This window comes from Acidimicrobiales bacterium (genome assembly GCA_025455885.1).
GTDB lineage: Bacteria > Actinomycetota > Acidimicrobiia > Acidimicrobiales > Acidimicrobilacustridaceae > Rhabdothermincola_A.
In genome coordinates this window covers 25,826-49,945 of the sequence record JALOLR010000013.1, presented here as the reverse complement: position 1 = coordinate 49,945, position 24,120 = coordinate 25,826, and the positions used below count along the sequence as shown (strand labels likewise).

The window sequence follows — 24,120 nt, the reverse complement described above, 5'->3', positions numbered from 1 at the left end:
GCCACCGATGATCGTCTTCACCTTCCCCGGACAGGGCTCCCAGAAGCCCGCCATGGGTGAGCCGTGGCGCGACCACCCGTCGTGGGAGATCGTCGACGAGGCCTCCTCGGTCCTCGATCGCGACGTGGCCCGCCTGCTGCTCCAGGCCGAGGCCGACGAGCTGAAGGAGACCGACAACGCCCAGCTCGCCACCTTCGTCACGAGCCTCGTCGTGCTCGACGCCGTGGAGCGGGTGGGCGTCGAGCCGGCGGCCACCGCCGGCCACAGCCTCGGCGAGTACACCGCCCTGGTCGCCTGCGGGGCGCTCTCCCTCGAGGAGGGCGTGCGCCTCGTCGCCGAGCGGGGTGCGGCGATGCGCGCCGCCGCGACCGACCGGACCGGCACCATGGCCGCCGTGCTCGGCCTCGACGACGACGACGTCGAGATCGCCTGCGCCCGGGTCGATGGCGACGTCTGGGTGGCGAACTACAACGCTCCCGGACAGGTCGTCGTCGCCGGGAGCCCCGAGGCCGTCGAGGACGTCGCCGAGGAAGCCCGCGCACTGGGCGCCAAGAAGGTCATGCCGATGGCCGTGAGCGGGGCGTTCCACACCCCGTTCATGGCCTCGGCCCGCGACCGCCTGCGCAAGGCGATCGCCGCCGTCGAGCTCCGGTCACCCGACATCGGGGTCTACGCCAACGTCGACGCCCGGGCCCACCCCGATCCCGCCGACTGGGCGACCCTGTTGGGCGCGCAGCTGTGCAGCCCGGTCCGGTGGCGCCAGTCGCTCCTCCACCTCGCCGACGACGGCGCCACGGTGTACGTCGAGCTCGGTCCGGGCAACGTGCTCACCGGCATGGCCAAGAGAACCGTGCAGGGGGCCACCACCCTGTCGGTCTCCACTCCCGACGACCTCGACAAGCTCCTCTCCACGCTCGCCGTGCCGAGCGCCGCCGGCGCCGGGGTCCACGAGGGCGAGCACCTCTTCGCCACCGAGCGGATCGTGGTCAGCCCCGCCGCCGGGGTCTTCACCCCGGCCGACGACGCCGCCACCGGCACCGAGGTCGTCCCCGGCTCCGTCCTCGGCACCGTGGGCGCCGAGGAGGTCCGCTCGCCCTTCGCGGGGGTCGTCATGGGCATGCTGGCCGTCGACGGCGAGCGCGTCACCGCCAGCCAGCCGATCGCCTGGTTGCGAGCATCGTGACGGATCCGGGCACCACCCACCGGCGCGCGACGGGAGCGGCCATCGTCGCCTGGGGGACCGCACTGCCCGACCTGGTGGTCACCAACCAGGACTACGAGGCGCGGCTCGACACCACCGACGAGTGGATCACCGAGCGCACCGGCATCAAGGAGCGCCGCCACGGGAGCACCACGGCGGCGCTCGCCGCAGACGCCGGCCGGCAGGCCCTGGACGCGGCCGGCCTCACGGGCGCCGACATCGACTACCTGCTCCTGGCCACCTGCACCCCCGATTACCAGGTGCCGTCCACCGCCTCCCAGGTGGAGGACGAGCTGGGGATCCGGGGCGGGGCGAGCGACCTCAACGCCGCCTGCTCCGGCTTCGTCTACGGCCTCGTCCACGCCCACGGGCTCATCGCCATGGGGATGCGGCGGGTGCTGCTCATCGGGGCCGAGACGATGAGTCGGATCACCGACCAGGACGACCGGAACACCGCGATCCTCTTCGGAGACGGCGCAGGCGCGGTGGTGATCGAGGCGACCGAGGCGGGCGACCAGCTCCTCTCCTTCGACCTCGGCTCCGACGGGTCGCTCCGCGAGCTCCTCGACGCGCCCATCGGCGGGTTCATGCAGATGAACGGCCGGGAGGTCTTCCGCCAGGCCGTCACGGTGATGGTCGCGTCGGCGAAGGCGTCGATGGACGCCGCCGGCGTGACGGCCGACGACATCGCCCTGGTCGTGCCCCACCAGGCGAACGTCCGGATCATCGAGGCCGCCTGCCAGCGCCTCGACATCTCCACGGACAAGGTGGCCATGGTGCTGCACTCCACCGGCAACACCTCCTCGGCGTCGATCCCCCTCGCCCTCGTCGACGCCCTCGACGGCGGACGGGTCCGGCCCGGCGACCTCGTGCTCATGATCGGCTTCGGGGCCGGGATGAGCTGGGCGTCGGCGGTGCTGCGCTGGCCCGATCCCGCCGATCGGCGCCGCGGAACATGAGCCGGGTCGCGCTGGTCACCGGCGGCAACAAGGGCATCGGCCGCGCCTGCGCCGAGGCGCTCGCCGCCGCGGGCCATCGGGTGGCGATCACGCACCGCTCCGAGCTGCCGGGCGACATCCCCGACGACTGGCTCTGCCTGCCCTGCGACGTCACCGACACCGAGCAGGTCGACGCGGCGTTCAGCCGCGTCGAGGAGACGTGGGGAACCGTGGAGATCCTCGTTTCGAACGCCGGGATGACCGCCGACATGCTGGTGCTGCGCATGGGCGAGCAGGACTTCACCGCAGTGCTCGACGCCAACCTGACCGGTGGGTTCAGGGTGGCGAAGCGCGCCGTCGCCAAGATGATGCGGGCCCGCTTCGGGCGCATCGTCTTCGTCGGGTCCGTGGTGGGCAGCACGGGCCAGGCCGGACAGGCCAACTACGCGGCGTCCAAGGCCGGCCTCGTCGGCCTGGCCCGCTCCCTGGCCCGCGAGTTCGCATCCCGTTCGATCACCGTGAACGTCGTCGCCCCCGGGCCCGTCGCCACCGACATGTTCGCGGCGGTCGCCGACGACACCCGCGCCGCCATCGCCGATGCAGTGCCCCTCGGTCGCCTCGCCGAGCCCGGCGAGGTCGCCGCCGCAGTGGCCTTCCTCGCCTCCGACGACGCCGGCTACATAACCGGCGCCGTCCTCCCCGTCGACGGGGGCCTCGGCATGGGGGCCACGTGATCCTCGCCGTCCCCCGACTCGGCCCGATCCCGACCCCCGGCACGGCTACCGTCGTGCCGACCCGACAAGGAGCAACCCGTGAGTGACGATCCCTTCGAGCGCTTCCGCAAGTGCGCAGTCGACCTTCTCAACGTGACCCCCGAGCAGGTCACCATGGAGGCGAAGTTCGGCGACGACCTCGACGCCGACAGCCTCGACCTGGTCGAGCTGGTCATGGCCCTCGAGGAGGAGTTCGACGTCACCGTCGACGAATCCGAGCTCGAGGACATCGAGACGGTCGGTCAGGCCTTCGCGCTGATCACCTCGAAGACCTGATGGCCGAGCGCCGCGTCGCCGTCACCGGCGTCGGCGTCGTCAGCCCCTGTGGCATCGGCGCCGAGGCCTTCTGGGAGGGCCTCCTCGGCCCGGCACCCGTCGGCCTCCGCCACGTCGTCGACTTCGATCCGATGGACGTCGCCTTCGACAACCCGAAGGAGGCCCGCCGCACCGACCGCTTCGCCCAGTTCGCGCTGGCCGCCGCCGCCGAGGCCCTCGCGCAGTCCGGCGACCTCGCCGCCGACCCGCTGCGCATCGGCACGTGGATCGGCACCGGCATCGGGGGGCTCACCACCCTCGAGGAGCAGGTGCTCGTCCACGAGCACAAGGGACCGCGGCGGGTCAGCCCGTTCATGGTGCCGATGCTCATGGCGAACGCCGCGTCGGCTGCGGTGTCCATGCGCTACGGCTACCAGGGCCCCTGCGAGAACACCTGCACCGCGTGCGCCGCCGGCACCCAGGCCATCGGCAACGCCTATCGGCTCATCGCGTACGGCCGCTGCGATGCCGTCGTGACGGGCAGCTCCGAATCCACGATGACCGCCACCTGCATCGCCGGCTTCACGAACATGACGGCGATGTCGGCCAGCGGGGTGTCCCGACCGTTCGATCGTGACCGTGACGGGTTCGTGATGGCCGAGGGCGCCGGCGTGCTGGTGCTCGAGGAGTGGGAGACGGCCCGGGCCCGCGGTGCGACCATCCTCGCCGAGGTCCTCGGCGCCGCCTCCACGGCCGACGCCCACCACATCACCGCCCCCTCCCCGGGCGGCGCCGGAGCCATCGCCTGCATCGAGCTGGCACTCGCCGACGCCGGCCTGCGTCCCGAGCAGATCACCCAGATCAACGCCCACGGCACGTCGACCCCGCTCAACGACGCCGCCGAGGCCGAGGCCATCGCCAAGGTGTTCGGCACGCCGGGGCCCGCGGTGACCTCGCTGAAGGGGATCACCGGCCACTCGCTCGGGGCCGCCGGAGCGCTCGAGGCGGTGGCGACGGTGCTCTCGATCCAGAAGGGCCTCATCCCGCCCACCGCGGGCTTCGAGCACCCCGACCCGGAGATGGCCCCGATCGACCTCGTGGTCGGCGAGGCCCGACCGTGGACCCCGGGCCCGACGTTGTCGAACAGCTTCGGCTTCGGCGGCCACAACGGGTGCATCGTCCTCGGCCCGCCCGACGCCTGAGCCCCGACCGGGGCAGCGGGACGGCGCGTCAGGCGAACACGAACAGCAGATCGGCCTCGCAGGCCGTCTCCCCCGCGACGTGCGCCCGCCCGTGGCCCTTCCCGGCGCGCGCCGACATCCGACCCAGCTCGATCTCCACGACGAGCACGTCGCCCGGGCCGACCTGGCGTCGGAAGCGGGCCTTGTCGACCCCACCGAAGAGCGGTAGCCGTCCGGCGAACGCCGGGTCGGAGAGGACCGCGTAGGCGCCGAGCTGGGCGATCGACTCGAGCATCAGCACCCCCGGCAGCGTGGGCCGGCCCGGGAAGTGACCGGCGAAGAAGCTCTCCTCCCCGGTGAGGGCCCAACGCCCGACGGCGGACCGGCCGACGGCGAGCTCGGTGACCTCGTCGAGCAGCAGGAACGGTGGCCGGTGCGGGAGGACCTCCGCCGGCGGGCGCAGTGCGGTCACGCCCCGAGCGCCGCGAGGAGCTTCGTCGGGGTGTCCTTGGGGCTGATCTTCGGCCAGGCCTCGGCGATCCGGCCCTTCTCGTCGACGAGGAACGCCGAACGGACGATCCCCATGTACTTCTTGCCGTACATGCTCTTCTCCCCCCACGCGCCGTACGCCTCGGCGACGGTGTGGTCGGCATCGGACAGGAGCGGGAAGCCGAGGGAGTACTTGTCGTCGAACTTCTTCTGCTTGGCGGGCAGGTCGGGGCTGATCCCGAGCACGACGGTGTCGCCGATGTCACCGAGGATGTCGCGCAGGCCGCACGACTGGGTGGTGCAGCCGGGCGTGTCGGCCTTCGGGTAGAAGTACACGAGCACCTTGCGGCCCTTGAACGAGCTGAGCCGCACCTTGTCGCCGTTCTGGTCGAGGAGGGCGAACAACGGGGCCTTGGCGCCGACGGCGAGGGTCTCGGATGCGGTCATGGCGCCGAATCTAGCGGGGGAGGTCCGACACGCCGGCCCGGACGCGCCGAAGGGAGCGTCGGACGACGCTCCCTTCGGCCATGCTCGACGACGGCGACCCCGGAGGGCCGCCGGCTCACATCTTGGCGGCCTTGGCGGTGGCCTTGAGCTTCGACCCGGCGGTGACCTTGGCGGCCTTGCTGGCCGGCACCTGGATGGTCTCGCCGGTCTGGGGGTTGCGACCGGTGCGGGCGGAGCGGGTGGTCTGCTCGAAGCTGAGGAACCCCGGAAGGGTCAGCTTCTCGGTGCCCTTGGCGACGACCTCGTTGGCGACCTCCTCGAACGCCTTGAGAGACTTCTCGACATCGGCCTTGGCAACGCCGGTGCGCTCGGCGATCTCGGCGATGAGCTCGGACTTCGTCATTGGATCCTCCTGTAGGCCCGGGGAGGCACTGCGTGTCGACCACGGGCGGGCGGTTCGGGCGACGGCATCACCCTTGTCGTGCACAGCATGGTGCCATTCTCCGCCGGGGTGGTGGATTTCACGCCCGAGGGACAGGGTCCGGGGGCTGGTTCACCATGTGCTCGGCGGCCCGGTGGAAGTACGCCAGCATCCGGGCCTCGTCGTCCGTCGAGAGCTCGCCCGCCTCGACGGCCCCGCCGACCGCGGTGGCCATGTGACGGAACCAGGCGTCGCGCTGGGCGGGTCCGATGACGAACGGAGCGTGCCGCATGCGCAACCGGGGGTGCCCACGGCGGTCGCTGTAGGTGGTCGGGCCGCCCCAGAACTGCACGAGAAAGCCCGCGAGGCGCTCCTTGGCACCCTCGACGTCGTCGGGCGGGTAGAGCGGAGCGAGCACCGGGTCGGCCATCACGCCGGTGTAGAAGCGATCGACGAGCCCGACGAAGAACGCCTCGCCGTCGACCCGCTCGAAGAGCGGTTGCTCCTCGGCCGTGCCGGTCACGTCCGATGCCCCTGCCGGGCCGCCGATGTGCGGGTCGCCACCACCCGGTCACGCTAGCGGCGGGTGGCCTACCCTCGTCGCGTGCTGGGCTTCGACTTCTCCGACGAACAGGAGCAGCTCCGGCGGGTGGTGCGCGACTTCGCCGAGGCCGAGATCGCCCCCCACGCCGAGCGCTGGGACCGTGACCACGTCTTCCCCGTCGACACGGTCCTGGCCATGGGCGATCTGGGCCTGTTCGGACTCCCGTTCCCGACCGAGCACGGCGGCGGGGGTGCCGACCTCGTGACGCTGTGCGTGGCCATCGAGGAGGTCGCCCGCGTCGACCAGTCGATGGCCATCACGCTGGAGGCCGGCGTGGGCCTGGGGGCCAACCCGATCCACCGCTACGGGGACGACCGCCAGAAGGCCGAGTGGCTCCCCGACCTGTGCGCCGGGCGGGCCCTCGGCGGGTTCGGGCTCACCGAGCCCGATGCCGGATCCGACGCCGGCGGCACCCGCACCACCGCGGTGCTCGACGAGACGACCGACGAGTGGGTGATCAACGGTGAGAAGGCGTTCATCACGAACTCCGGCACGCCGATCACCTCGCTCGTCACCGTCACCGCCCGCACCGGCCCGTCGGAGATCAGCACGATCATCGTCCCTGCCGGGACCCCCGGGTTCGAGGTGCAACCGCCCTACCGCAAGATGGGATGGCACGCCTCGGACACCCACGGCCTCACGTTCACGGACTGCCGGGTGCCCGCCGGGAACCTCCTCGGCGAACGGGGCCGGGGCTTCCACCAGTTCCTGGAGATCCTCGACGAGGGCCGCGTCGCCATCGCCGCCCTCGCCACCGGCGTCGTACAGGCCTGCCTCGAGCACGCCACCCGCTACGCGGGCCAGCGCCAGGCGTTCGGCCGGCCGATCGGGGCCAACCAGGGCGTCTCGTTCCAGTGCGCCGACCTGGCCGTGATGGCCGACACGTCCCGGCTGCTCACCTACCGCGCCGCCTGGCTCCGCGACCAGGGCCGCCCCTTCGCACGCGAGGCGGCCGTCGCCAAGCTGCACGCCACCGAGGCGGCGGTGAGCGCCACCCGGATCGCCACGCAGGTCTTCGGGGGCTACGGCTTCATCGACGAGACCCCGGTGGCCCGGTTCTACCGGGACGCCAAGATCCTCGAGATCGGCGAGGGCACCAGCGAGATCCAGCGCCTGGTCATCGCCCGGGCCCTCGGGCTGGGCTGAGGCCCTCAGCCGTCGAGGGCGGCCCGGACCCCGGCGATGAAGGCGCCCGCGCCGGCCGGTCCCTCGCCGTCGAGGATCCGCCGCATCAGCGCCGAGCCGATCACCGCGCCGTCGGCCACCTCGCTCACCTCGACCGCCTGGGCGGCGTTGGAGACCCCGACACCCACCAGCACCGGCTTGTCGGTCACCGCCTTCACCCGCCCGGCGATGTCGAGCGCCGAGGCGGCGAGCTCGTCGCGCTCCCCGGTGACCCCGAGGAGGCCGACGGCGTAGACGAAGCCCCGGCTGCGGGCGGCGATACGGGGCAGCCGAGCGTCGGGAGCGGTGGGTGCGGCGAGCATCACCGTCTCGACGCCGGCGGCGTCGGCGGCGGCGGCCCACGGGCCGGATTCCTCGAGGGGGAGGTCGGGGAGGATCGCCGCGCTGACCCCGGCGGCGGCCAGCGACGCTGCGAACCGGTGGTGCCCGGCCCGGAAGGCGACGTTGTAGTAGGTCATCACCACCATCGGGACGCCCGCGTCGATGTGGCGGAGGCGGTCGAGGATCGAGGGCGGCGTGGCACCGGAGGCCAACGCCCGCTCGCTGGCGGCCTGGATGACGGGTCCGTCCATCACCGGGTCGGAGAAGGGCACCCCGATCTCGATGGCGTCGGCGCCGGCGTCGGCGACGGCGCGCACCACGTCGGGCCAGTCGTCGCCCAACCCACCGGTGACGTACGGGACGAGCAGCTTGCGCCCGGTGTCGCGGGCCGCCCGCAGCGCCCGCTCGAGGGTGCCCCACTCCTGCGGTGCGACCGGGACCCCGGGGGCGGCCTCGGAGCCCTCGGTGGTCAACCGAGGATCTCCATCATCTGGCCGACGTCCTTGTCGCCTCGCCCCGAGAGGTTCAACAACACGGTGCGCCCGGCGAGGGCGGCCCGGTCGCGGCTGATCCAGGCCAGCGCGTGCGCGGGTTCGAGCGCCGGGATGATGCCCTCGGTGCGGCTCAGCAGCTGGAAGGCGTCGATCACCTCGGCGTCGGTGACCTGCTCGTAGCGGGCCCGGCCGATCGAGGAGAGGAACGAGTGCTCCGGCCCGACCCCGGGGTAGTCGAGCCCGGCGGAGATGGAGTGCGCCTCCTGCACCTGCCCGAACTCGTCCTGCATGAGGTAGCTCTTCATCCCGTGCACCACGCCGGGCACGCCCCGCCCGACGGCCGCGCCGCCGGCCGGTTCGACGCCCACGAGCTCGGCGTCGGTGTCGGCGAAGCCCGAGAAGATGCCGATGGCGTTGGAGCCGCCGCCCACGCACGCGGTCACCACGTCGGGGACACCACCGTCGAGGAGCTCCGCGCACTGCGCCCGGGCCTCGGTGCCGATCACGGTGTGGAACTCCCGGACCATCCACGGGTAGGGGTGCGGGCCCATCACCGAACCGAGGCAGTAGTGGCTCGTGGCCACGGTGGCCACCCAGTCCCGCATGGCCTCGTTGACGGCGTCCTTGAGGGTCCGGCTGCCCGACACGGCCGGGACGACCTCGGCGCCGAGGAGGCGCATGCGAAAGACGTTGAGCTGCTGGCGGCCCATGTCGACCTCACCCATGTAGACCATGCACTCCATGCCCAGCAGGGCTGCCGCGGTGGCGGTGGCGACGCCGTGCTGGCCTGCCCCGGTCTCGGCGACGAGGCGGGTCTTGCCCATGCGCCGGGCGAGCAGGGCCTGGCCGAGCACGTTGTTGATCTTGTGGCTGCCGGTGTGGTTGAGGTCCTCGCGCTTCAGCAGGACGCGCACGCCGAGCTCCTCGGAGAGGCGGGTGCACTCGGTGAGCGGGGACGGGCGGCCGGCGTAGTCGGCCAGGAGGCCGTCGAGCTCGCCGCGGAACGCCGGGTCCCCCCACGCCGAGCGGAAGGCCCGCTCCAGCTCCTCACAGGCCGGCACCAGCGTCTCGGGTACGAATCGCCCGCCGAACTCGCCGAAGCGCCCGCTCGCAGAGGGTTCGGACAGGGCCATGGGAACGCACCTCGGTGGTGGGCGACGACGGGGACGGGACGGACTCGCGGAGGGTAGGTCGCCCCGGACGGGAGGGGGAACTCGGAAAGGACGGTTGGGTCGGCGCGGGTCAGCCCTGCTCCCCACCCGAGCAGACCGATCGGCTACGGCTCGACGGTCCCGGTCCCCAGCTGCGCGGCGACCCACCGGTACGTGGGCTCGATGCCCTCCCGCAGGGTCGTGGTCGGCTCCCAGCCGAGTCGTTCGCGCACCATCGTGTTGTCACTCGATCGACCGCGGACCCCCTGGGGGGCCGAGAGATCGTGGCGACGGGCGAGTGCGACACCGGCCACCGCACTCACCGTATCGATCAGGTCGTTGATGCTCACCATCTCCGCGGACCCGATGTTGATCGGATCCGACACCTCGGAGTCCATCAGGCGACGCACCCCGACGATGGCGTCGTCGACGTAGAGGAAGCTGCGGCGCTGCTCGCCGTCGCCCCACACCTCGATCTCGTCCACGCCGTCGGCGGCGGCCTCGGCCACCTTCCGGCAGATCGCGGCCGGGACCTTCTCCCGCCCGCCCTGCCAGGTGCAGTGCGGTCCGTAGACACTGTGGAAACGGGCGATGCGCACGTCCAAGCCGAAGTCCTCCGCGTGGTGTCGGCACATCCGTTCGCTGAACAGCTTCTCCCACCCGTAGCCGTCCTCGGGATCGGCCGGGTACGCATCGTCTTCGCAGAGAGCGACCGGAGCGGTGGTGTCCTGCCGGCTCTGGGGATACACACAGGCGGTCGACGCAAAGAAGTAGCGGTCGACCTCAGCGTCCACGGCGGCGGCGATGAGGTGGGTGTTGGTGAGCACCGACCGCATGCAGAGGGCCTTGTTCAGCTCGATGAAGCCCATCCCTCCCATGTCGCACGCCAGGTTGAACACCCGGTCGCACCCGGCCACGGCCGCAGCCGACGTCGACGCGCTGTCGAGGTCGACCGTCACGTTCTCGGCGTCGGCGAAGCACTGGAGCCACTCGACCCGGGGCTTGCGGTCGACTGCACGCACGTCGACGCCGTCGGCCAGCAGCGACGCCACGAGGTGACCACCGATGAACCCGCCGGCACCGGCGACAAGAACCTTCACAAGCCGGCGACCGTATCCCATGGTCGTACGGCTCGTCCTCGGCCCCAGCTCTCGTCCCGTGACGGCGACAGCCGGGGAGGCCTGCCTGTTCGACCGGCTCGGGCGAGGGCGTCATGGCGACGCCGGGCGGCCACGGCAACGAGGCCGAACTCCCGACCGGTACCGTCGACGGGTGGACGATGTCCGTTGGCCGTGGGTCGTGGGGCTCGACGACCGGGTGACGATGGCGGGAATGGCCATGCACGCGCCCTCGGTGGCGCAGGAGGCGGCCGTCAACCCGAACCTGGTCCGCATCCTGGACGCGGAGCTCGGTCTCCTGCCCGACCCCCGTCCCCTCGGCATCGACGAGACACGGCAGATGTTCGTCGACATGCTGAACGTCGACGGCCCCCGACGGGCGGACGCGTGGCACCAGGCGGTGGCGGCCCTCGATCACCCTCGGACGTTGGTCGTGTCGGTCTGCAACGCCCCGTTCCTGCCGTTCCTCGAGCGCTGGTTGTCCTCCTGTGACGAGAGATCGATCGAGGTGCGGTCCCGCACCGTCATCGTCGCCCTCGATCTCGATACCGATCGGCGCTGCCGCCAGCTCGGCCTGACGTCGGTGGCCGCCAACGTCGAGGATTGCGACCGGCTGGGCTCGGTCGTCGGTTGGAACGACGCCCGCTTCTCGCGCCTGGTGCCCTGGAAATCGGTGGCCACGTGGGACGCCCTGCACGTGGCACAGGTCGTGCTCTTCCAGGATGTCGACCTGATCTGGCTCCGCGACCCCATCGCCGATCTGGCCGGGCGCGAGACGGATGCCGACGTGCTCGTCATGCACGACGGTCCCAATCCGCACTTCGCACCGCTGCACGTGAACTCGGGATTCGTGCACGTGCGGGCCGGTGACGCCACCCGCAGCCTGTGGGCGACGGTGGTGGGCAACGCCGCCTCGATCGTGCACCTCGGCAGCGAGCAGCTCGTGCTGAATCGGGTCCTCGAACGATTCCATGCCTACAACCAGGTGCGGGTGCAGGTGCTCCCCGAGTCGGAGTACCTCAACGGCCACCTCTTCGACCTGGTGGACGGCCTGAGTCCGGCGGCGCACCGGTGGCGGTCCGACGGCGTGGTGATCCACTACTCGTGGACACGCGACCCCGCGGAGAAGCTCGCGAAGATCGAGCGATTCGGCCTGCCATGATCGGTCGGCTCGGCCCACTCCAGCCCAGGAACGTGCCGATGTACGATCCGGAGACGACCCGTCGGTTCGCCGAGCATCCCACTGCCCTCTTCCTGCGATCGTCCCGGAGCCGCCGACCGTCGACCGGTCGTCGTCGGCCGGAGCCCTCGGCCCGACGCCGGATCGCCCTCTCCTCGTCATGACCGCTCGGGAATCGCTCTACTCGGTCGTGTGCACCGACACCGCCCCCTCGGTCAACTGGCAGTGCCAGCTGCTGATCCACACCTGGAAGCAGGTGGGACAACCCGGTGAGTTCGTGCGTCTGGTCGCCACCCCTGACGGAGGACCGGTGCCCGATCACGTCCACGCGCGGGTCGTGGCGACCGACGCGCCGAACGTCCACCCCGCCACCGGCGATCGCTACCCGCCCTACAACCGGCTGTTCTCCCTGCTCGAGTGGCTGGAGGAGGAGCGACCGGTCGGCACGGTACTGATCCTCGACCCCGACATGGTGTTCCGAGCTCGAGTGCCAGGGCGGGCGGTCGCAGGGACCGCGACGCTGCAGCGGTGGCTCGATTTCCACCCGACCAGCGCCCCCGCCCGGGTCGTGGCCGACGCCATCGGGTCGGATGCCGGCGACCTCCCGGCAGTGACCTGGCCCGGCCTCGTCCACACCGCCGACCTCGAGCGGATCCTCCCCCGCTGGATCGAGCTGACGGCCGTCGTTCGGGAAGCGACCGGGCGGTGGGAGAGCGACATGTACGCGTTGGTGGGCGCGTTGGCCGCCGACGGTCTCGACCTGGTCACCGAGGCGATGACTGCGTGGATGAACTGGCCCGAGGACGTGGTGGCGGGGGCGCCGATCATCCACTACTGCCAGACCGTCGAGGCCCACGATGGCCGGCCGCTGTGGTCCAAGCGCGACTACCGACCATGGGAGCCGATCGGCGTCGATCCGGCCGAGGCCCGGCTCGACTACTGCCGTGATCTGCTCACGATCCTGGCCGACGCCGTGGATCAGAAGTCCGCGGACCCGCGGCGCGTCTCCTGAGGCGGGGCGGTGATCGTCATCGAGTCGGGCGGGATCCCTGCGAAGGCGTCGGGGTGGATCGTTCGGGTCCGACAGTCGAGGCCCGAGAACCGGTGGTAGTCGTCGAGCGTCCGCTCCGAACCCAGGGAGTAGGACCCGAGCCGCCGGTCGGGGTCACCGGCGAGGAGCAGCCGGAGGCGGGCGTAGGCCCGGCCTTGGCGGGCACCGACGAGGCCACTGGGGGCGTCGCCGATCCACTTCCGGTTCGTGGTGGGATGACTGCGATGCCAGACCACCACCTGGGTCGGCTCGAAGAGGTCGTAGCCGTGCGTGAACGAGCGCAGGGTCAGCGCGAACTCCTCACCCGTGTAGATGTGGGACGGATCCTGGCGGACGTCGGTGATCCAGGAGCCGGGGGCGAAGACGAAGGCCCCTGACAGGACCCTGGTGCGCCGGGGCGCAGGCCTGGTGTGTTCGATGTGCTCGGTCGGATGGTGGATCCACCCCTCGTCGGACCAGTGCACCACTCGCACGGACGGGACCCGCTCGACGGCGGTCCGATCGACGAGGTCGACGCCGTCGGCACGGAAGTAGGGGGGAGGGAATCCGGTGATCAGCGGCCGCTCCGAGGGGAGCTCCTCCATCATCTCGACGAGCCGGGCGTCCCAGCCGTCGGCGAACCGCGTGTGGGCATCGACCTGGAGCGTGAGCTCCTCGCCCTCGTAGAGGCCCTGCACCCAGTGACGGGCCCAGCATCCGCCCTTGCTCTCGCGGTGGTCACGGACGACGATGCGGAAGCGATCATCCTCGGCGAGGTGAGCCAAGCAGTCCTCGCCGATCTCCGGCGGGCCGTCCTCGTCGAACTGGTGGAGGACGCCGAAGCGCAGCCGGTCGGGACGCTCGGCCCGACGCAGGCAGTCCTCGATCGTGAGCGCGAGCTCCGGCTCGCAGTAGGACGCCAGCGCCACGAAGATCAGCGGTTCGCTCGCGCCGGCCATGGCCGGAGAGTACCGACGGATGCGCCGTAGGCTCGCCGGGTGGTACGGGTGCTCCGAATGGCCGAGGACGTCGGCTACCTCTCGAACAAGCTGATGGCGCTCGAGATCGGGGTCGGACTCGCCCACCTCAGCGATCGCGCGTTGTCGCTCCCGGTCGACTCGCCGATCGGCTGGGGGCCGCGACCGGCGCTCGACGGCGTGGATGCGGGGACGGCCTCGAGCCTCCGGGATCTGTTCGACCTCCCGGTCACGGTGCTCGGCGACGACGACTACGACCAGCTCGTGGGCGCGCATCCGGTGCTCACCGTCGACTGGCCGGACCTCTACCAGGTCGCCTACGCCGATGGTCCGACAGGTCCGCAGGACGAGGAGTGTGCCGCCGCCTTCGCCCACGGGCGCCCGACCGTCGCCTTCGATCCCGACTGGGCCGACGCACCGATCCTCGACCTCACCGCACGCGGCCTCGCCTCGTACTCGTACTTCTTCCACCTGCGACCGGACCGGCGCCGCGAGGTGTTCTCGCTGCTGGAGCAGATCCGACCGAAGCGTCCCTACCGGGAGCTGGCGAGCTCGGTGGCCGCCGAGCTCGGTCGGTTCAACGCCGTCCACATCCGACGCACCGACCACCTCGTCGGGGTTCCCGACTACCGACGGGTCACGCCGTGGATGATCCGCGACAACCTGGCGGCGGTCCTGCCGTCGGAGGAGCGGCTGGTGGTCTGCACCGAGGCCGACCCGGACTCCGACGTGTTCAAGCCCCTCCGCTCCCACTTCGGCGACGTGGTGTTCCTCTCCCAGCACCTGCTCGACGATCCGGTGTGGCGAGCGCGCTTCGCCGAACTGGAGCGACACGACGACTCGGCGCTGGCGATGGTCACCCAGGAGGTGGCGGCCCGAGCCGACAGCTTCGTCGGCACCTTCGCGAGCACGTTCACCGGCATCATCCACCGCCGACGCCACCTCGCCGACCCGCTCGAGCCGTTCATGTTCACCGCTGACTTCCTGGGAGGCGGAACTCGCTTCGAGCGCTGCACCTACCTGCCGGTCGTCGACGGACCCTTCACCTGGAACCGCCTCGGGTACCCGGTCGACCCCGCGGCGCTGGCGTGGATGCGCGAGTGGCCGGAGGCTCGCCTCAGGGACCCCTGAAATCCGCCGGCATCCGTTGTACGGTTCCGCCCATGGATCTGAACAGCCGCCCGATCCGCACCGACGGCATCCTCGTCGAGCGGACGCCCACCGAGCTCCTCGCCTTCAACGACGTCACCGGTGAGGCGCATGCCCTCAACGAGGCGGCGGCCGTCGTCTGGGACCACTGCGACGGGAAGACGACGATCGCCGACATGGTCCCGCTGGTCGCCGCGGCGACCGGCCTCGCGCCGGACGCCCAGGTGGTCGAGCTCGCCATCGAGGAGCTCGTGGACAGCGGGCTGATCGACACCGGCGTGGTCGGCGTCCCGACCATCGGCCGCCGCGAGCTCATCAAGAAGCTGGGTCTGACCGCGGCTGCTGCCGCGGTGGCGCTCCCGATCGTCGAGTCGATCGTCACCTCGCCCAGCCGTGCCGACGCGCAGACCGCACCCGGCGCCCCCATTCCCCCGCCGGCGGCAGCACCGTTCCCGGCACCGTTCCCCGCACCGTTCCCCGCACCGTTCCCAGCCCCCGCACCGGCACCGGCCCCCGCACCGGCCCCCGCACCGGCACCGGCACCGGCACCAGCCCCCGCACCGGCGGCGGTGGACCCCGACGCCGAAGCGGACGCGGCGACCGCGGTGAATGCCTCGCCGAAGTTCACTGGCTGAACCTTCCGATGGCCTGACGGCCACGTCGATGGACACACACGCGACACCAGGGCGCGAACTGCTGGTGGAGGTCGATGGCTTCGTGGCCTCGATCGTGCTGCCCGAGGAGCTGCGAGCACCCCTCACGGACCGACTGAACGGGCCCCTGCCTGTGCTCTCGGGTGCACCGGCAGTGCGCTACGAGGTCACCGGCCGTGCTCCCGACCACTACGGGCTCGAGCGAGGGCATGGCGGGTTGCGACACAACGTCGCCGGGGACGTCGTCATCCGAGCGCTCCTCACCGATCTCCTCGACGGCCTGCACCGTCGGCGTCCCGACTTGGTGGTCGCGAGGGCCAGCGCCGTCGCGTGGCACGGTCGCGGCATCATTGTCGTCGGATCAGACGAGTCGCCGGCTCTGATCGACGCGCTCGTCAGAGCGGGTGCAACCCTGCTCTCGATCGGTCTCGCGGTCCTCGACCGATCCGGTCACGTCCTCCCGATCCTCGTGGGGGGCGGTTGCGCCGACCCGGACCCGAGGGAACGCGACGAGCCGGGTTCACCGCGACCCGCACCCCTGATGCTCGTGGTCGCGGTCGAGCCCGACCCGGACCTGGTCGAGGTCACCGGTGCCCGTGCCGCGCTCGCTCTGCTCGAGCACGTGGTGCCGAACCAGCAACGAGCTCCAGCGGCCAGGTCCCTGCTCGGCCGGCTCGCACCGCACCTGGTCCTGCTCCGCGGCGCGGCATCCGATGCGGACGGCCTGGCTGCGGACATGCTCCTCCGAGCCGAGCAACAGCCGATGGTCGAGCTCCAGGCGCCGCCCGACGACACCGAGACCCGGCCCGCGGTGGCCGCGTTCGAAGCGAAGGTCACCCGGGCCCGCCACCTGCGCTTCGACGACCTCCTGACTCCCGAGGAACACCGTCGTCTTCTCGACCATGCGCTGTCACGGGAGGCCGATCTCAGCCCCAGCAAGGTCCTCACCGACGAACCGCTCGACGACCACATCCACCTGCGCCGATCACAGACGGACTTCGATGTCGACAAGGTCTGGGATCTGTTCGAGGGTCGACTCGTCGGCCTGCTCCCCCACATCCGTCGAGAGCTCGGCATCGAGTGGTTCAGACTCGGCTCGATCGAGCGCCAGCTCACCGTGCACGGTGACGGCGACCACTTCGGACTGCACGTCGACGCCGCCGGTCCGGATGTCGCGGCTCGCGTCATCAGCGCGGTCTACTACTTCAACCGTGAGCCACAAGCCTTCTCGGGTGGCGAGCTCCGACTCTTCGACACCGTCGACGTGGGCGGGGTCATCGAGGCTGCGGACACCTTCACCGAGGTGGCCCCGAAGGACAACACCCTCGTGGTCTTCGACAGCCATGTGCCCCACGAGGTCCGCCCCGTTCACGTCCCCGGTGACCGCTTCGAGGACCGACGGTTCACGATCGTGTTCTGGGCCAGGCGAACCAAGTCCCCCGCCGAGGTCTTCACCGGGGACGCCGATCGACGCACCGATCTCCAGCACCAACTCCTCCCGGCACTGACCGCCGACGGGTTCCGGGTGGTGACCACCCCTGCCGATGTCCAAGAGCGGCTCGCCGAGGTCCTCGCCGCCCGGGCGGCATCAGCCCCCGACGAGACCACCGACGACCACTTCCTGCCCGACGGGATGCCTTCGTTCATCGACGTCGGCGAGCTCGGCGCCTGGGTGATCGAGGAGCTGAAGTCGATGCACGAGCAGTGGTACCAGGCGCCGCTGGAGCCCACCGCGCACTACGGACTCAGGGTCTACCGAGAGGGTCAGACGCTGATCCGCCACAACGACCGCTACGAGACCCACGTGATCAGTTCCATCGTCCACGTCGGCGCCGATGTGGACGAACCTTGGCCGCTCGTGGTGGAGGACCGTGAGGGCCAATGCCACGACGTGTACCTCGAACCGGGCCAGATGCTGCTGTACGAGGGAGCGAAGCTCCCCCACGGCCGGCCCCATCCTCTGCGCGGCCGCTACTACGCGTCGTTGTTCCTGCACTACCGCCCGACCGATTGGCTTCGCACCCTGGAAGGGGTGTGCCGGGACCAGTCCTGAGGTCGACCTCGGGCGAGGTCTCCCACCGACGGGTCGAGGCCGGTCACGAGGAGACGCCGACTGAGGTCTCGAACGTGTGACCTCTGCGGTGCCGAGGAGGAACGCTGCCGACTGCAGCGTGCGCTCAACGACGCTCGTCGAAGAGCTGCAGGGTGTCGGTGTCGTGCGTGGGCTCGCCCTCGTCCCGCGGATCGCCGGTCTCGTCGGCAGCGTCGTCGAACGGCGCCGTCGCCGTCGGCAGGTCGGCCGCCCGGTTCGCCTCGGCGATGAAGCGCCGCACCGACCTCACGTCCTTGCGCCCGGGCGAGGACTCGACGCCGGACGCCACGTCGACCCCCCAGGGCCGGACGGCGGCGACGGCTGCCGCGACGTTGTCGGGCCGGAGGCCCCCGGCGAGCAGGACGCGCCGGCGGCGGGGGAGGTCGCCCACGAGGGACCAGTCGAAGGTCCGCCCCGACCCCGGCGTGGACGAGTCGAGCAGCACCGCGTCGACGTCGTAGTCGTCGACGCGGTCGAGACGGGGATCACCCGCTCCGAAGGCCTGCACCACGAACGGCACCCGCGCCCGGATCCAGCTGGCCTCACCGTGGGACTCCCGCCCGTGCAGCTGGACGCCCCGCAGGCCCGTCTCGGTGACCACGTCGACGATGTACTGGGCGGACTCGTCACGGAACACGCCCACCGTGAGGACGTCGTCGGGGACCTCGCGGAGGATGCGGCCGACCTCGTCGGCCTCGATCCGCCGCGGTGACGGGGCCATGACGAACCCGATCGCGTCGGCGCCCATGGCCACGGACATCAGCGCATCGGCGAGGTTGGTGGTCCCGCAGATCTTGACGAACATCGGAGTGCCACGGTATCGCCGGGGCCCGGCGGCGCTCCGGATGGATCCGTCAGCCGTCGACGAGACGACCGTGCAGGTAGTCGTCGTAGGCGGCGAGGTCGAGGTGGCCGTGACCGCAGTAGTTGAAGAGGATCACCTTCTCCTCGCCCGTCTCCTTGGCGGCGAGCGCCTCGTCGATGGCGATCCGGATGCCGTGGGCCGCCTCGGGGGCGGCCACCTTGCCCTCGGTGTTGGCGAACTGGATGGCGGCGTCGAAGACCTTGCTCTGGGGCAGCGCCACGGCCTCGATGCGGCCGTCCTTCACGAGCTTCGAGACGATCGGGGAGTCGCCGTGGTAGCGCAGTCCCCCGGCGTGGATGGACGGGGGCATGAAGTCGTGGCCGAGGGTGTACATCGGCATGAGCGGGGTCATGCCGGCGACATCACCGAAGTCGTACTCGAAGCGCCCGGCGGTGAGGGTCGGGCACGACTCGGGCTCGACGGCCACGATGCGCACGCCCTCGTCGGGGACGAACGGGAACGCCAGACCTCCGAGGTTGGAGCCGCCGCCGCACGGGGCGATCACGACGTCGGGGAGGTCCTCACCGGCCAGCTGGAGCTGCTCCTTGGCCTCGAGGCCGATGACGGTCTGATGCAGCAAGACGTGGTTGAGCACCGAGCCGAGGGCGTAGTGGGAGTCGTCCCGGCCCACGCAGTCGCGCACCGCGTCGGAGATGGCCGCGCCGAGCGACCCCGGGCTGGTGGGGTCGTCGATCGGCGAGGGCACGACCTCCCCACCCCAGATCTCCATCATGATCTTGCGGTACGGCTTCTGGTCGTACGACGCCCGCACCATGTACACCATGCACTCCATGTCGAACTGCGCGGTGGCGAACGACAGGGCCGTTCCCCACTGACCGGCGCCGGTCTCCGTGGTGAGACGGGTGACGCCCTCCTGCTTGTTGTAGAAGGCCTGGGGCACGGCGGTGTTGGGCTTGTGCGAACCGGCCGGCGAGACCGATTCGTCCTTGAAGTAGATGCGCGCCGGCGTGCCGAGCGCCGCTTCGAGGCGGGTGGCCCGCACGAGCGGGGTGGGGCGCCAGAGCTTCAGGATGTCGAGCACCTCGCCGGGGACGTCGATCCACGGGGCGGGCGACATCTCCTGCTCGATGAGGGCCATCGGGAACAACGGCGCGAGGTCGTCAGGGGTCACCGGCTCGCGCGTACCCGGGTGGAGAGGTGGGTCGAGCGGCTCGGCCAGCCTGGGGAGGATGTTGAACCAGGCGGTCGGGAGCTGCGCCTCGGGAAGGACGAAACGGGTCATGGGGACTCCTCGCTGATCGGGCGTCCGGAGTGTAGGACGCCCGATCGCGCCGGCCCGGTCCGATCGCTAGCGCCGGGCGGCTCGCAACCCGGCGACGCCGGCACGAGGGTCGCCGGAGGTGACGAGGGACTCGCCCACGAGCACGGCGTGGTAGCCGGCCGCGGCCAGCACCGTCGCATCGTCGGGACCGGTGATGCCGCTCTCGGCGACGCGCACCACGCCGGCGGGCATCGCCGCGGCCATGCGGACCGCCCGGTCGGTGTCGACCGCGAAGGTCACGAGGTCGCGCTGGTTGACCCCCACCAGGTCGGCCCCGCAGTCGACGGCGCGGGCCAGCTCGGCTTCGTCGTGGATCTCGACGAGGACGTCGAGCCCGACCTGGCGGGCCAGGTCGAGCAGGTCGACGAGCTCGGACTGGTCGAGCGCCGCCACGATCAACAGCACCGCGTCGGCGCCCATGATGCGGGCGTCGAGCACGTCGCGGCGGTCGACGGTGAAGTCCTTGCGCAGCACCGGGAGAGGGCAGGCCCCGCGGGCCAGGGTGAGGTCGTCCGGGCGGGCCCCGAAGAACTCGGCGTCGGTCAGCACCGACAGCGCGGCCGCTCCCCCGGCCGCGTACTCCCGGGCCAACGCCGCGGCGTCGAGGTCAGGGGCCAGGTCCCCCTTGGACGGGGACCGTCGCTTCACCTCCGCGATCACCGCGACGTCACCCGACGCCGCCACGGCGTCGAGTGCGGCGCGGAAGCCGCGTGCCGGTGCCGCGGCGCGGGCCCGGTCGAGCAACGGCCCCTCGGGCCGCTCGTCGGCCGCAGCCGCGGCCCGATGGGCGACCAGGATGCGGTCGAGGTAGGTCGTCAGCTGGGAAGGCCCTTCGCTCCCGCGGTGGGCGTGGCCATGACCATCATCGGCGGCTCGGCGAAGAGCGGACCGAGCAGGCCGAAGCAGGTCGCCATGGCGTCGCTGCCACCGTGCACGCCGAGGGCGTCGGCATCGGTGTAGAGCTCGAAGACCCACACCGTGTTCTCGTCGCCGGCATCGAGGTGGAACGAGTAGACGAGCGTCCCCTCCTCGTCGGCCACCTGCGGGAGCATCGTCTCGAGCGCGGCCACCATCTCGTCGCGCTTGCCGGGTTGGGCCACCATCTTCACGAACAGCGAGGTCTGTGCCATGGTCGGGGACCCTAGCGCTCTCGTCCGAAGCGGGGTTCGCCCGTTCCGGCTCAGCCCTCGGGGTCGCTGCGGTAGGAGCGCATGACGGCGACCACCGGCGTGGCGACGAACGCCAGCACGCCGATCACGACCGCCGCGACGCCGAACGCGAGGAAGAAGGTGGTGCGCAGCAACATCCCGAGCACGAGGACGCCCAACCCTCCGAGGACGCCGACGGCCGGGAGCATCTGGAGCCCCCGGGACACGGTGGCGCCGTCGCCGACCGGCTCGTCGTCGAGGAGCGCGGCGTAGTCGGTGTCGTCGTCGTCGATGGGCGTGAAGTCGTAGCTCGCCGCGCCGGGCCGCCGCTCGTCACGGCGGCGGCGTCGCAGCTCGTCGTCGTACTCCCGGCGCCGACGCTCGTCGCCGAGCACCGCCCATGCCTCGTTGACCAGCTGCATCTCCCGCTCGTTGGCGGCGCGGGTGGCGGCTGAGGACGTCGTGTGGAAGTCGGGGTGGTGGGCCCGGGCGAGGGCGAGGTAGGCGGCGCGGATCTCGGCGGGCGTCGCCCCCGGGGCGACGTCGAGCACGTCGTAGTGCGTGGGATCGCCGGCCATCGCCCGACCTTACGGGGGGTCAGCCGTCGCTCGCCGGGTCGGCGACGACGGCGGGCGTCGCCTCCGGCCCGACCGACACGGTGGTGCCCACCGCGACGGCCCGGGCGACGGTGGCCAGGGCCACCGCAGGATGCCCCGGACCGAGCGAGGGGGCGACGCTGGTGACCACGCCCACCTCCTTGTCGTCGAGGCGTACCGTCGACCCCGGGATCGGCTCACCGCCCGGCGCGTCGTCGAAGCGCAGGACGCGAACCGGACGGGGCACCGTGTTGCCCCTGCTGTCGATGCGGGCCACGAGCTCCTGGCCCGTGTAGCACCCCTTGGTGAAGCTGACCGACGTCTCGACGAGCCACCCGCCCGCCTCGGCGGGGATGGTGTCGTCGGTCAGCTCGGCGCCCATGGCCGGGAGGCCGTGGACGATGCGGTACCGCTCGAGGGCGGCACGGGGCACGACGTCGCCGTCGGCCTCGGCGGCCGACTCGGCGAGGTCGATGGTCGTCCCCGCCGGGAGGATGCGGTCGATGCCGGCGACCCCAGGGCCGACCACCACCCCGGCGAGCGCACCGGCGGCGACCCCGGCCGGGTCGCGACCGAGCTCGACGTGCCCGGCGCCGTGGCGGCGGGAGAGCACGACACGACGTTCCGCCTCGCCGACCTCGGCCTCGGTGCGCAGGAGGAAGCGGCACAGGCGGGCGACGACCGCGTCGCCGTACCCGGCATCCACGTCGAGCGCGTAGGCGTCGTCGGCCACCCGGTGGACGCGGAGCCACGACTGGACCTTGCCGGTGGGGTGGAGCAGCAGCGACCACGCCGAGGCACCGTCGCCGAGGGCCACGACCTCCTGGCTCAACTGGCCCTGGAGGTACCGGCCGCTGTCGGGGCCCACCACGGGGACGAGGTCTCGTTCGGTGACGGCCGTGGCCCCTGCACCGACGAGGGCGTCGAAGCCCGCGGCGACGGCGGGCGGGTCGGCGGGATGCATCCCGACAGTGTCGCAGCGCGCGCCACCGAACCAACCCCCCGCCCGGGCCTAGAGGACCGGCCGCCCCGCGCCGCCCTCGCCGTCGCCACCTGCAGCCGCCCGGCGGGCGGCGGTGAGGGACCGGGCGCCGGGGATGGCGGCCAGCAGCGCGCCGGCCTTGTTCCGGCACTCGAGGTCCTCGTGCTCGGGCACGCTGTCGGCCACGATGCCGGCCCCGGCCTGCACGTGGGCGCGACCGTCCGGGCCGACCATCAGGGTGCGGATCGCCAGTGCGGTGTCGATCGTGCCCGAGAAGTCGATGTAGCCGACCACGCCTGCGTACGGACCCCGCTTCACCGGCTCGAGGTCGTCGATGATCTGCATGGCCCGCACCTTGGGGGCGCCCGACACCGTGCCCGCGGGGAGCGTGGCTCGCAGCACGTCGATGGGCGTGCGCCCCGCGGCGAGCTCGCCGGACACCTGCGAGGTGAGGTGCATCACGTGGCTGTAGCGCTCCAGCACCATCATCTCGTCGACCTGCTCGGTGCCGAAGCGCACCACCCGGCCGACGTCGTTGCGAGCGAGGTCCACCAGCATCACGTGCTCGGCGACCTCCTTGGGGTGCTCCCGCAGCTCCGCGCCGAGGCGCTTGTCGTCGGCCTCGGTCCGGCCACGGCGCCGCGTGCCGGCGATGGGCCGGGAGATCACCCGTCCGTCCACGAGCTTCACCATCGGCTCGGGCGACGACCCGACGAGGCTCACCGTCGGGGTGCGCACGAAGTACATGTAGGGGCTCGGGTTCACCTGGCGCAGCACCCGGTAGACGTCGAACGGGTCGGCACCGAGGTCGAAGGAGTAGCGCTGGGACAGCACCACCTGGAAGATGTCGCCGGCGAGGATGTGCTCCTTGGCGACCTCGACGGCCCGGTGGAAGGTGTCGGTGTCCATCGACGAGACCACGTCGGGCGCGGCGGCCTCGGCATCGGGCGGATCGACCATCGGTTCGGACAGCGGGCGGGCGCCGTCGGCCGCCAACCGGTCGAGGCGGACCAGGGCGTCGTCGTAGAGCCGATCGAGCGTGGCGGCATCGGCGTCGGCCGGTACGAGCACGTTCTCGATGAGCGTGACGCGCTGGCGGAAGTGGTCGAAGGCGGCGAGCTGACCGATGACCGACAGGACGGCGTCGGGGTACCCGGTGACGTCGCTCGGCACGTCGGGGAGGTGCTCGACCTCCCGGACGACGTCGTAGCCGAGGTAGCCCATGAGCCCGCCGTGCAGGGGCGGGAGCGCCTCGACGACCGGTGACCGGTACCGACCGAGCAGCCACTCGATCGCGCCGAGCACGCCGTCGTCGAGAGGGAGGTCGTCGGGCAGGTCGCCCTCGACGACCAGTGCGCCGTCCCTCGACACGATGGTGGCCAGCGGGTTGCGGCCCACGAACGACCATCGGCTCCACCGCTCGCCGTGCTCGACGGACTCGAGGAGGAAGCCGGGCTCGTCGTCCCCGCACAGCCGGGCGAAGGCCGCGACGGGGGTGATGAGGTCGGCGAGCAGCTCGCGCCAGACCGGGACGACCGTGAACTCGGCCGCCCAGGCGTGGAACTCCTCCCGGGTGGGACGGATCACC

Annotated in this window: 26 protein-coding genes; 11 read left to right on the top strand and 15 right to left on the bottom strand. The window is 71.7% G+C overall.

Features of this window, described 5'->3' with window-relative positions; translation table 11 throughout:
- Positions 1-7: 7 nt before the first annotated feature.
- From fabD to MUE36_11975, 5 genes are all read left to right on the top strand, one after another.
- The gene (fabD, locus tag MUE36_11995; protein MCU0311648.1) at positions 8-1,183 is read left to right on the top strand and encodes an ACP S-malonyltransferase; all 1,176 of its coding nucleotides are present in this window, start codon (positions 8-10) and stop codon (positions 1,181-1,183) included.
- The gene (locus MUE36_11990; protein MCU0311647.1) at positions 1,180-2,160 is read left to right on the top strand and encodes a ketoacyl-ACP synthase III; all 981 of its coding nucleotides are present in this window, start codon (positions 1,180-1,182) and stop codon (positions 2,158-2,160) included. Before fabD ends, MUE36_11990 begins: the two co-directional genes overlap by 4 nt.
- A complete protein-coding gene (fabG, locus tag MUE36_11985) occupies positions 2,157-2,873 on the top strand; it encodes a 3-oxoacyl-ACP reductase FabG (protein MCU0311646.1) in 717 nt (238 codons plus the stop codon). Before MUE36_11990 ends, fabG begins: the two co-directional genes overlap by 4 nt.
- A gap of 78 nt (positions 2,874-2,951) precedes the next feature.
- A complete protein-coding gene (gene acpP / locus MUE36_11980) occupies positions 2,952-3,188 on the top strand; it encodes an acyl carrier protein (protein MCU0311645.1) in 237 nt (78 codons plus the stop codon).
- Positions 3,188-4,369 (top strand): beta-ketoacyl-ACP synthase II, encoded by a 1,182-nt coding sequence (locus MUE36_11975; protein MCU0311644.1) that lies wholly within the window; start codon positions 3,188-3,190, stop codon positions 4,367-4,369. The genes acpP and MUE36_11975 overlap by 1 nt, the downstream gene beginning before the upstream one ends.
- 28 nt (positions 4,370-4,397) lie before the next feature.
- Here MUE36_11975 and fabZ read toward each other — a convergent pair whose 3' ends face one another.
- The 4 genes from fabZ to MUE36_11955 form a co-directional block, all read right to left on the bottom strand.
- Positions 4,398-4,820 (bottom strand): 3-hydroxyacyl-ACP dehydratase FabZ, encoded by a 423-nt coding sequence (fabZ, locus tag MUE36_11970; GenBank protein MCU0311643.1) that lies wholly within the window; start codon positions 4,818-4,820, stop codon positions 4,398-4,400.
- Positions 4,817-5,284, bottom strand: a complete 468-nt coding sequence (bcp, locus tag MUE36_11965) for a thioredoxin-dependent thiol peroxidase (protein MCU0311642.1) — start codon at positions 5,282-5,284, stop codon at positions 4,817-4,819. The genes fabZ and bcp overlap by 4 nt, the downstream gene beginning before the upstream one ends.
- Before the next feature lie 115 nt (positions 5,285-5,399).
- The gene (locus tag MUE36_11960) at positions 5,400-5,687 is read right to left on the bottom strand and encodes an HU family DNA-binding protein (protein MCU0311641.1); all 288 of its coding nucleotides are present in this window, start codon (positions 5,685-5,687) and stop codon (positions 5,400-5,402) included.
- A 118-nt stretch (positions 5,688-5,805) separates the two neighbouring features.
- Complete coding sequence (locus MUE36_11955; protein MCU0311640.1) at positions 5,806-6,228, bottom strand: globin; 423 nt, start codon at positions 6,226-6,228, stop codon at positions 5,806-5,808.
- An 81-nt stretch (positions 6,229-6,309) separates the two neighbouring features.
- Here MUE36_11955 and MUE36_11950 point away from each other — a divergent pair, with 81 nt between their 5' ends.
- Complete coding sequence (locus MUE36_11950; GenBank protein MCU0311639.1) at positions 6,310-7,455, top strand: acyl-CoA dehydrogenase family protein; 1,146 nt, start codon at positions 6,310-6,312, stop codon at positions 7,453-7,455.
- A 5-nt stretch (positions 7,456-7,460) separates the two neighbouring features.
- On the opposite strand, the gene trpA is transcribed toward MUE36_11950, so the two are convergent.
- From trpA to MUE36_11935, 3 genes are all read right to left on the bottom strand, one after another.
- Positions 7,461-8,288: a tryptophan synthase subunit alpha gene (trpA, locus tag MUE36_11945; protein MCU0311638.1), complete on the bottom strand. Its 828-nt coding sequence runs from the start codon at positions 8,286-8,288 to the stop codon at positions 7,461-7,463.
- A complete protein-coding gene (trpB, locus tag MUE36_11940; protein MCU0311637.1) occupies positions 8,285-9,442 on the bottom strand; it encodes a tryptophan synthase subunit beta in 1,158 nt (385 codons plus the stop codon). Before trpB ends, trpA begins: the two co-directional genes overlap by 4 nt.
- A 143-nt stretch (positions 9,443-9,585) precedes the next feature.
- Positions 9,586-10,560: an NAD-dependent epimerase/dehydratase family protein gene (locus MUE36_11935; GenBank protein ID MCU0311636.1), complete on the bottom strand. Its 975-nt coding sequence runs from the start codon at positions 10,558-10,560 to the stop codon at positions 9,586-9,588.
- A 172-nt stretch (positions 10,561-10,732) separates the two neighbouring features.
- On the opposite strand from MUE36_11935, the gene MUE36_11930 reads away from it, so the two are divergent.
- A complete protein-coding gene (locus tag MUE36_11930) occupies positions 10,733-11,740 on the top strand; it encodes a glycosyltransferase family 77 protein (protein ID MCU0311635.1) in 1,008 nt (335 codons plus the stop codon).
- A 178-nt stretch (positions 11,741-11,918) separates the two neighbouring features.
- The gene (locus tag MUE36_11925) at positions 11,919-12,770 is read left to right on the top strand and encodes a hypothetical protein (GenBank protein ID MCU0311634.1); all 852 of its coding nucleotides are present in this window, start codon (positions 11,919-11,921) and stop codon (positions 12,768-12,770) included.
- On the opposite strand, the gene MUE36_11920 is transcribed toward MUE36_11925, so the two are convergent.
- Positions 12,737-13,747 carry a UDP-N-acetylglucosamine-transferase gene (locus MUE36_11920; GenBank protein ID MCU0311633.1) on the bottom strand — a complete coding sequence of 337 codons (1,011 nt, stop codon included), beginning with the start codon at positions 13,745-13,747 and terminating at the stop codon, positions 12,737-12,739. The genes MUE36_11925 and MUE36_11920 overlap by 34 nt on opposite strands.
- Positions 13,748-13,804: 57 nt before the next feature.
- Between MUE36_11920 and MUE36_11915 the strand changes: the two genes are divergently transcribed.
- Genes MUE36_11915 through MUE36_11905 form a run of 3 tightly spaced genes read left to right on the top strand, consistent with a single transcriptional unit; the run spans position 13,805 to position 17,620 of the window.
- The gene (locus MUE36_11915; protein MCU0311632.1) at positions 13,805-14,896 is read left to right on the top strand and encodes an O-fucosyltransferase family protein; all 1,092 of its coding nucleotides are present in this window, start codon (positions 13,805-13,807) and stop codon (positions 14,894-14,896) included.
- Positions 14,897-14,928: 32 nt separating this feature from the next.
- Positions 14,929-15,549 carry a PqqD family protein gene (locus tag MUE36_11910; GenBank protein ID MCU0311631.1) on the top strand — a complete coding sequence of 207 codons (621 nt, stop codon included), beginning with the start codon at positions 14,929-14,931 and terminating at the stop codon, positions 15,547-15,549.
- Positions 15,550-15,577: 28 nt separating this feature from the next.
- Positions 15,578-17,620: a 2OG-Fe(II) oxygenase gene (locus MUE36_11905; GenBank protein MCU0311630.1), complete on the top strand. Its 2,043-nt coding sequence runs from the start codon at positions 15,578-15,580 to the stop codon at positions 17,618-17,620.
- A gap of 124 nt (positions 17,621-17,744) precedes the next feature.
- On the opposite strand, the gene MUE36_11900 is transcribed toward MUE36_11905, so the two are convergent.
- The 7 genes from MUE36_11900 to trpE all read right to left on the bottom strand — a co-directional run bounded on the left by MUE36_11900 (position 17,745) and on the right by trpE (position 24,119).
- Positions 17,745-18,464: a phosphoribosylanthranilate isomerase gene (locus tag MUE36_11900; protein ID MCU0311629.1), complete on the bottom strand. Its 720-nt coding sequence runs from the start codon at positions 18,462-18,464 to the stop codon at positions 17,745-17,747.
- A 49-nt stretch (positions 18,465-18,513) separates the two neighbouring features.
- Complete coding sequence (locus MUE36_11895) at positions 18,514-19,767, bottom strand: TrpB-like pyridoxal phosphate-dependent enzyme (GenBank protein ID MCU0311628.1); 1,254 nt, start codon at positions 19,765-19,767, stop codon at positions 18,514-18,516.
- Between the two features lie 66 nt (positions 19,768-19,833).
- Positions 19,834-20,550, bottom strand: coding sequence for an indole-3-glycerol phosphate synthase TrpC (locus tag MUE36_11890; protein MCU0311627.1), 717 nt, complete (start codon positions 20,548-20,550; stop codon positions 19,834-19,836).
- A gap of 71 nt (positions 20,551-20,621) precedes the next feature.
- Positions 20,622-20,936: an antibiotic biosynthesis monooxygenase gene (locus MUE36_11885; protein MCU0311626.1), complete on the bottom strand. Its 315-nt coding sequence runs from the start codon at positions 20,934-20,936 to the stop codon at positions 20,622-20,624.
- 50 nt (positions 20,937-20,986) lie between these two features.
- Positions 20,987-21,532, bottom strand: a complete 546-nt coding sequence (locus MUE36_11880) for a J domain-containing protein (GenBank protein ID MCU0311625.1) — start codon at positions 21,530-21,532, stop codon at positions 20,987-20,989.
- Between the two features lie 19 nt (positions 21,533-21,551).
- Complete coding sequence (locus tag MUE36_11875) at positions 21,552-22,514, bottom strand: hypothetical protein (GenBank protein MCU0311624.1); 963 nt, start codon at positions 22,512-22,514, stop codon at positions 21,552-21,554.
- Between the two features lie 48 nt (positions 22,515-22,562).
- Complete coding sequence (gene trpE, locus MUE36_11870; protein MCU0311623.1) at positions 22,563-24,119, bottom strand: anthranilate synthase component I; 1,557 nt, start codon at positions 24,117-24,119, stop codon at positions 22,563-22,565.
- Position 24,120: the final 1 nt, after the last annotated feature.